At 43.9% G+C, this 7411-nt stretch carries 5 protein-coding genes; 4 read left to right on the top strand and 1 reads right to left on the bottom strand.

What is annotated here, in order from left to right; all coding sequences use genetic code 11:
- Window positions 1-223 precede the first annotated feature (223 nt).
- The 4 genes from aspT (at window position 224) to M2448_RS19580 (ending at window position 5842) form a co-directional block, all read left to right on the top strand.
- Window positions 224-1924 carry an aspartate-alanine antiporter gene (aspT, locus tag M2448_RS19565; RefSeq protein ID WP_280647839.1) on the top strand — a complete coding sequence of 567 codons (1701 nt, stop codon included), beginning with the start codon at window positions 224-226 and terminating at the stop codon, window positions 1922-1924.
- A gap of 35 nt (window positions 1925-1959) precedes the next feature.
- On the top strand, window positions 1960-3600 hold the full coding sequence (gene aspD, locus M2448_RS19570) for an aspartate 4-decarboxylase (RefSeq protein WP_280647840.1): 1641 nt from the start codon (window positions 1960-1962) through the stop codon (window positions 3598-3600).
- Window positions 3601-3631: 31 nt separating this feature from the next.
- Window positions 3632-4687, top strand: a complete 1056-nt coding sequence (locus M2448_RS19575; protein ID WP_280647841.1) for a type II asparaginase — start codon at window positions 3632-3634, stop codon at window positions 4685-4687.
- Between the two features lie 69 nt (window positions 4688-4756).
- Window positions 4757-5842, top strand: a complete 1086-nt coding sequence (locus tag M2448_RS19580; RefSeq protein ID WP_280647842.1) for a porin — start codon at window positions 4757-4759, stop codon at window positions 5840-5842.
- Window positions 5843-5923: 81 nt separating this feature from the next.
- Here the strand turns inward: M2448_RS19580 and M2448_RS19585 are convergent, their stop codons facing one another.
- The gene (locus tag M2448_RS19585) at window positions 5924-7411 is read right to left on the bottom strand and encodes an altronate dehydratase family protein (RefSeq protein WP_280647843.1); all 1488 of its coding nucleotides are present in this window, start codon (window positions 7409-7411) and stop codon (window positions 5924-5926) included.

A 7411-nucleotide genomic window follows, 5' to 3' on the forward strand; every position in this document is an offset into this window, starting at 1 on the left:
TCAGAAATTGTCTCGAAGAGCAATTTTTTAAGCATTATGAGAAATTCCCCTTGTCGATCAAGCTCTTTGTTTATCATATAGACGATTTTAGGCTGCCTGTTGTCTCCCTTTGGTTTTTAAAGCCGCCTATTCAGTCTGTTGGTGAGCAAAAAGCAGTTTCTAAGAACAATCTGCTATACAACTTGTTTTATCAAAATAAACAATACACAAAATTTGCTATTATATGGAATGGATCATAAAAACGATGCAGAATTCTCCGGAACTTGCTATCTTTCTTACTCTTGCATTAGGATTTGCTGTCGGGCAAATTAAGGTTAAGGGGTTTGGATTAGGATCAGTTACCGGAGTCTTATTGATGGGTGTACTCATCGGACAGTTAGGTATCGTCATATCACCTACTGTCAAATCTACTTTCTTTCTTATCTTTTTGTTTGCTGTAGGGTATAGTGTCGGCCCTCAGTTTATTCATGGATTGAAGAAAGACGGGCTTCCCCAAATTGCATTTGCCGCAATCGTCTGTGTGGCCTGTTTGGTAGTTGCATGGATTGCCGCATTAATTGCCGGTTTTGATATCGGTAATGCCGCAGGTCTGCTTGCAGGTGCAAATACGATCTCTGCTGTTATAGGTGTGGCAACTGATACGATCAATCAGTTGGGAATAGGAGATGAGCAGAAGCACTCCTTTATCAACCAGATACCGGTGGCTTATGCTGTCACTTATATTTTTGGTACAGCAGGTACAGCCTGGTTTCTGGCTTCGGTCGGGCCTAAGCTTTTAGGGAAAAATGTAGTAGAGCAAACTAAAGAGTATGAAAAAACACTCGGAGGCTCTATTAATGAAGAAGATGTGAGTCTTGAGTATGCTTATGATGGTACTACGTTCAGAGTGATAGAAGTAAAAAATGATTACTTCAATCAGGAGAGAACTGTACAAGAGGTAGAAGATATGCTTGTACAAAAAGGATGGCCTGTCTATATAGAGCGGATTCGCCCTCTGAATGGTACGATTATACAAGAGCCTATTCCTGATATTAAAATCAATAAAGGCGACCGTCTCGTACTCAATGGTCCTATTGATACGCTGATTTCGGATGAGAATTCGATAGGTGTTGAAGTCGCCGATATAGAGCTGCTTGACTTTAAAGCAGAAGCTATCAGGGTAATCGTTTCTAATAAAGCTGTGATAGGGAAAGTCTTGCAAGATTTGAAAACAGCTAAAGAGCGGCATGGGGCGATAATAAGGAAAATACACAGAGGTAAGGTTACTATTCCGCTGCTAAAGAATGTGACGTTGCAACGTGGCGATATTGTAGAAATAGAAGGTCGTAAGGCCGATGTTGATCGTTTTGCTACTTATCTGGGCTATGCCGAACGCCCGACAAGTGTAACAGATATACTATATGTTGGTCTGGGTATCTTCTTAGGAGGTATATTGGGATCGTTGACTTTACGCACAGGAAATATACCGTTGAGTCTCAGTGCCAGTGGTGGGGTTCTTATTATGGGTATTGTCTTTGGGTGGGCACGGTCGTTGCGCCCGACATTCGGAGCTATACCTGAACCCGCTATATGGCTGATGAACAATCTCGGACTGAATGTCTTCATCGCTGTTGTCGGTATCAATGCCGGACCAGATTTTATTGCTGGACTTAAGGCTGCCGGCGTAAGCCTGTTTATTGCGGGTATATTTGTAAGCCTTGTACCTATGCTTATAGGAATTCTTCTGGGGCGTTTTGTCTTTAAGTTTCAACCTGCTATTACTTTGGGAGCTTGTGCCGGAGCGCGTACTACAACAGCTGCACTGGGGGCACTAGAAGATGCTCTGAAAAGTAAAGTGCCGGCGTTGTCTTACACTACTACATATGCTGTAGGAAATACGCTTCTCATTATCTGGGGAGTTGTTATTGTGCTGTTAATGAGTTAAAAAGCATATATTAATATTATTGCAAAAATAAAGTTATGGATATAGATAAATTAAGAACCTCACGTAAACGTGAGCAACAACTAGAACAGCTTAGTCCGTTCGAACTAAAAGATAACCTGATCGCATTGGCTTCCGATCAGCAAAAAGAACCAGTGAAAACAATGTTGAATGCAGGGCGTGGAAACCCTAACTGGACAGCAACCGTTCCGAGGGAAGCCTTCTTTGCTCTTGGGCAATTTGGAGTAGAGGAAAGTAAGCGTTCTTTAGACAAACCTTCGGGTATCAGTGGTATCCCGCAGAAAGCAGGTATAGCAAAGCGTCTTGAAGATTTTTTGGAAAAGAATAAGCAACTTCCGGGAGTAGGACTGCTGAAAGGCTTATATAATTATGGGGTAACAAAGCATAACTTCAATCCGGATGCTTGGGTATTTGAACTGGCAGAAGGCATTGTCGGCGACCAATACCCTGATCCTGTAAGAATGCTGAAACATACCGAAGTGATTGTACATGATTACCTCATACAGGAGATGTGTGGCGGTCATCCACTCAGAAATGGTAAATATGACCTCTTTGCCGTAGAAGGCGGTACAGCGGCTATGTGTTATGTATTCGATTCATTAATCGAAAACTGCCTGCTGAAGAAAGGAGACAAGATTGCATTGGGTGTTCCTATTTTTACCCCTTATCTGGAAATACCAGAATTGGCAAGATACCAGTTTAAAGTAACTTATATCTATGGCTCGGCAAAAGACGAGAATGGTAACTCTACATTCCAGTATCCTGACGAAGAACTGGATAAATTGGGTGATAAGTCTATCAAGGCGTTCTTTATCGTAAATCCAAGCAATCCTACTTCGGTAGAGATATCTGACAAGAGCCGTAAATATCTGGTGAAGGTGGTTAAGAATCTGAACCCTAATCTGATGGTGCTTACCGATGATGTATATGGTACTTTTGTTCCGGGCTTCAACTCTCTGATGAATGAATTGCCTCAGAATACATTATGTGTGTATTCATTCTCTAAATACTTTGGAGCTACAGGCTGGCGTCTGGGTGTCATAGCGCTTTACGAAGACAATATCTATGACGATATGCTTACTGCTATTCCCGAGAAGGACAAACAGCGTCTGGCTAAACTATATGAAAGCCTGACTCTTTATCCGGCTAAGCTAAAGTTCATAGACAGGTTGGTAGCCGATAGCCGTCAGGTTGCTTTGAATCATACAGCCGGACTTTCTACTCCGCAACAAATGCAGATGCTATTGTTTGCTGCATTTGCCCTTCTGGATACAGAAAACAAGTATAAGAAAGATTGTATCAATCTGCTTCAGCATCGCTATTCATTACTGTGGGAAGGTCTGAATATTCCGGTAGTAGCTGATCCGGAACGTGCAGCATACTACTGTGAGATAGATATACGTGAATGGGCGTTGAAGAACTACGATAAGGACTTCTTTGCCTTCTTGGAGAAGAACTTCGAACCGGTGGATATTGTGTTCCGTCTGGCTGAAAAATCATCTATAGTGCTTCTGAATGGTAGTGGCTTTGCAGGTCCCGAATGGTCGGTGCGTGTGTCTCTAGCCAATCTGGAAGATGCTGACTATAGCATTATAGGAAAAGAACTCTCGGAAACTATGCAGGACTATGTAGAAGCATGGGAAAGTATAAAGAAGTAAGTAATTGAATGGAAATCAAAAATATATAATTATGAAGAAAGTGTTAAATCTATTATTGATCGCTCTGTTTGTGTCAGGAGCAGTCAATGCCCAAGCTAAGAAGACAATCTATATCCTTGCCACCGGAGGTACTATTGCCGGACAAGGTGCTACCGAAGTTACAGCCGGATATAAAGCCGGAGCTATTACTGTGGACCAACTGCTAAGTGCAGTTCCTGAAATAAAGAACATTGCCAATATAAAAGCCGAACAGGTAGCTAATATCGGTAGTCAGGATATGAACGATCAGGTATGGCTGACGCTGAGCAAGCGTGTAAACGAGCTCCTGAGCCAGAGTGATGTAGATGGAGTGGTTATCACTCATGGAACAGACACTCAGGAAGAAACAGCCTATTTCCTCAATCTGACGGTGAAAAGTGATAAACCCGTAATACTGGTAGGTTCTATGCGCCCGTCTACAGCTATCAGTGCCGATGGTCCTCGTAATATCTACAATGCTGTAGCTACAGCCGTAGCACCCGAATCGGTAGGTAAGGGAGTTGCAGTAGTGATGGACGACAAGATACTTGGAGCGGATGATCTGGCTAAGACCAATACACTGAGTGTAGGTACATTCCAAAATCCGAATTATGGGCCGTTGGGCATCGTCTACAACGGCAAGCCTATCTATACCCGTCAGTCGGTAAAGCGCCATACTTCTAAATCAGAATTTGATGTAACGAATCTGAATGAGCTACCCAGAGTAGAGGTTATACTCAGCTATTCCAACGCTACCGAACTGTTTGTTGATGCTGCTGTAAAAGCACATGTCAAAGGTATTGTAACAGCAGGTGTCGGCAATGGTAACCTGACTACAGCCTTACAAAATGCTTTGGAGAAGGCAGTGAAGAATCATGGTATAGCTGTTGTGCGTTCATCCCGCATTATGACAGGTCCTACTGCCCAATGGGACGAGATAAATGACGACCAGTTGCACTTTGCTGCCTCATGGTTTATAAACCCTTACAGAGCACGCGTCCTGCTAATGCTGGCTTTGACCAAAACGAAGGACTATAAAGAGATACAACGTATGTTCTCAGAATACTAATCCATTCTATAAGGAGGGCAAACATCGCTGTACTGGGGATGAGTGCCCTTCCTTTAAAATCGCAGATATATGAAAAAGATATACATGATAATCGGGGCTTTACTGTTAAGTCTCGGAGCTTTTGCACAGCACAGGGAAAGCCAGAACATACTGGATAAGCTGCTTTGGGACGACAAGATGCTGAATGTAATGCTCGATACCCGTGCTGACTTCAAGACTACTTTCAACGGTAGCGATCTGGATGAGGCATCCTTTCAGGGGCAGACTATCAAACTGTGGTTGGTAGGGGAGATCATACCGGGTATCCGTTACCGTCTTCGCCACCGTCTCAACAAGCCTCAGACTCCTTTGCGTGAGGGGTATTCCTCAGCAACAGATCAGGCTTGGGTTGCTTTCGATCTGGGGAAGAAATGGACTTTTACAGTGGGTAAGCAGTCCGTTCAGTTCGGTACATTCGAGTACGACTATAACCCTGCCGACATCTATCAGCCCACTATGACCTTCGACGATCTGGATGCCTATAAGACGGGGGTAAATGTGGCCTATAAGTTCTTAGGGCAGACGCTCAACCTGCAAGTGGTGAACTCCGATGCCCCACAGTTTGCCAGAGACGACTATAAGAAGAAGGCTTTAGCTGTAAATGTACTGTGGGAAGGAAGTCTGCTGGATGGTAAGCTGAAAACCCGTTGGGGATACGGAGCATTCCAACATAGCAAGTCTAAGTTCTACAACTGGATAACACCCGGCATACAGCTCAATTTGGGACAGTTCACTACCGAACTCGATTACTATATGGGTAACCGCGATATGGACTACAGCGCCATTGTAGAGCGTCCCGATCTGGGAACAAGGTATGTACAGGATCAGTCGGTGTCACTGAACCTGAAGTATGACTTCGGCAAATGGAGGCCTTTTATTAAAGGTACATGGAATCAGCGTCACGACAAGGGCTTCGACAGCAATGCCTACGAAAGCCTGGGGATACAGGCTGTTGTAGAGTTCTATCCGTTTACTAACAAACTGGTTAAAGATCTGCGCTTCCACGCTATGTACGCCTATGCAAATACCAACTTTCAGGGCGAGTTCAACGATCTGAACAACAAGGATACCCATACCTTACTGGTGGGGACACGTTGGCTGTTCAAAGCGAAGTAAGAGAAAAGAATCAGTCTATGTGATTGAAGCACAGCGAGATATAATATCTGCTGTGCTTCTAGTTCTTTATGGTACTCTGTATCAGAGTGTTACCCCTGTTTTGAATATCGCAATTTCTTTGAATCCTGTCTCTTCATGTTTCAGGTGTTTACCGTCACATACATCGACTGTGAAATTGATAAAGTCGTTGAGGACAGTCTCCATACTATTGCCTTCCAGTAATGCACCTGCATTGAAGTCTATCCAGTTTTTCTTGAAGTTGTACAACTTCGAGTTGGTCGATATCTTCATCGTAGGAACAAAAGCGCCGAAAGGAGTACCGCGTCCTGTTGTAAACAATACAATCTGGCAACCCGACATCGCCAGAGCCGAAGCGGCAACAAGGTCGTTACCAGGTGCATTCAGCAGATTCAGTCCATGTTTGGTTACAGGCTGACCATAGTCTAACACATCTACCACTTCCGAATTTCCACCCTTTTGTGTACATCCCAGCGATTTGTCTTCAAGGGTAGTAATACCACCCGCTTTGTTTCCCGGAGACGGGTTTTCATATATCGGCTGGTCAAAACGGCGGAAGTAATGCTTGAAGTTGTTGATCAGCAATACAGTGTCGTCAAATACTTTCTTTGTTTCAGCGCGGTTCATCAGTATAGTCTCGGCACCGAACATTTCAGGAACTTCGGTCAATATACTTGTGCCGCCTTGTGCTATCAGCCAGTCGGAAAATTGTCCTACAAGCGGATTAGCTGTGATACCTGAGAATCCGTCGCTACCACCGCACTTCAATCCTACTTTCAGTTTCGATAACGGAAGCGGCTCGCGTTTGTCGTTACGCATATTTTCCACAAGCTCCTTCATCATCTGGAAGCCTGTTTCTATCTCGTCCTGTACTTCCTGCGAGATTAAGAAACGTACACGCTTCTCATCCCATTCGCCCATCACCGCCTTAAAGTCTTTCTGCTGATTATTTTCACAGCCCAGACTAAGCACAAGCACACCTCCTGCATTCGGATGCTTTGCGAGGGCTGCCAGCGCCTTTTGGGTGTTCACATGGTCGTCGCCCAGCTGCGAGCAGCCATAGTTGTGCGTATAGACGCGTATGTCGTCGATATGCGATACATCCAGTTCATTCTTCACGCGGTTGATGATCGCCTGAGCCTGTCCGTTTACACAGCCTACGGTAGGTACTATCCAAAGCTCGTTACGGATACCCATTTCACCATTGTAGCGCAGGTAACCGTTTATTTTCAGATCACTCTTTTTTATGTCTAGTTTAGGATGTACAGGTACATAGCTATATTGCAGGTCATCGTGCAGATTGGTTTTTACATTCTGCGTGTGTACATGCTCACCTGTATGTATGTTTGCAGTCGCATGTCCTATCGGATAGCCATATTTGATGACATCTTCGTTTTCTTTTATCTCCTTGATGGCGAATTTATGACCTGTAGGAATGTCGTTTTTTATCGCGATATCCATTCCTTCCACATTCAGTTTATCACCTTCTTTCAGATCTTCTATAGCCACACATACGTTGTCTGACGGGGCTATTTTTAAATATTTGTTCAT

This window comes from Dysgonomonas sp. PF1-14 (assembly GCF_029892965.1).
Taxonomy (GTDB): Bacteria; Bacteroidota; Bacteroidia; order Bacteroidales; family Dysgonomonadaceae; genus Dysgonomonas.